The organism is Micromonospora sp. MH33 (assembly GCF_003013775.1).
In the GTDB taxonomy this organism is placed as follows: domain Bacteria; phylum Actinomycetota; class Actinomycetes; order Mycobacteriales; family Micromonosporaceae; genus Micromonospora; species Micromonospora fulviviridis.
The window spans coordinates 1-1,018 of the sequence record NZ_MUYZ01000660.1 but is presented as its reverse complement, the minus strand read 5'-3'; the positions used below and the strand labels follow the sequence as shown (position 1 = coordinate 1,018).

Annotated in this window: 1 protein-coding gene and 1 pseudogene; both read left to right on the top strand. The window is 76.3% G+C overall.

All coding sequences use genetic code 11. The annotated features are described in order from the left end of the window. Positions 1-419, top strand: a pseudogene (locus tag B0E53_RS36750) (DNA polymerase III subunit delta'); the annotation flags it as partial. Between the two features lie 126 nt (positions 420-545). Further along, positions 546-875, top strand: a complete 330-nt coding sequence (locus B0E53_RS36745; protein WP_107079944.1) for a YbaB/EbfC family nucleoid-associated protein — start codon at positions 546-548, stop codon at positions 873-875. Positions 876-1,018 lie beyond the last annotated feature (143 nt).

Sequence of the window (1,018 nt, the reverse complement as noted above, 5' to 3'; positions counted from 1 at the left end):
CCGCCGCGTCGGTCGCCGAGGTCGACGAGGCGGAGCGGGCCGCGCTGCAGACCGCGCTCGGCGCGGGCGGCACCGGCCGGGGCGCGGCCGGGGCCATGCGGGGTTCCGCCGGGCAGCTCAAGGACCTGGAGAAGCGGCAGAAGTCGCGGGCCACCCGGGCCCAGCGGGACGCCCTCGACCGGGCCCTGGTCGACCTGGCCGGCTTCTACCGGGACGCGCTGACCATGGCGCTGCGGGCGCCGGTCGCGCCGGTGCACACCGACACCGCGGCGCTGGCCGGGGCCGGCGCGCAGAAGTGGGCTGCCGAGGGGGCGCTGCGCCGGCTGGAGGCCGTGCTGGAGTGCCGGGCGGCGATCGAGGCGAACGTCAAGCCGCGGATCGCGGTGGAGGCCATGATGCTCGCCCTGTGGAGGGGCTGACGGCCAGTCTTCCACGTTGTCCACAGGGCATCGACAGGCTTTGTTGACTGCGGTACGGTCCGGTGTGGCCGCGAGGTGACGATGGCGGCACGCTCAGTGACGGGATCAGCCGGGAGGAGTCCGCCGATGCCGCGGGGGGAGATCGACGAGGCCTGGATCGAGGAGGCGGTCCGGCGCTACCGGCGCATCGAGACCCTCCAGGCCGAGTTCGACCAGGCGGTGTCGACGGTCGAGGTCACCGTCCGCTCGCCGGACGGCCTCGTCGAGGTGGTGGTGACCGCCGGCGGGCGGATCACCGACGTGCGCTTCCTCGGCGCTCTGCACCAGCGCAGCCCCCGGGACGTCGCCGGATCGGTGCAGGCCGCGGTCACCGCCGCCGCCGACGCGGCGCAGTGGGCCCGGGAGAAGCTGCACAACGAGACCTTCGCGGCCTACCGGCCGCTGGCGGGAGCCTGACATGGAGACGTTGCGCGCGCTGGCCGCCCGCCTCGACGAGGCCGGCGCGACCCTCGCCACGCTGGCCCGCACGGTGACCGCCACCGACCCGGCCCACCCCGCGTTCGGCGCCCAGGCCGCCGGCCGGCCCGGCGAGGTCGGCC

Bases quoted from the DNA above. Each gene is read 5' to 3' on its own strand.
- B0E53_RS36745 (WP_107079944.1), top strand. From the start codon at position 546: ATGCCGCGGGGGGAGATCGACGAGGCCTGGATCGAGGAGGCGGTCCGG.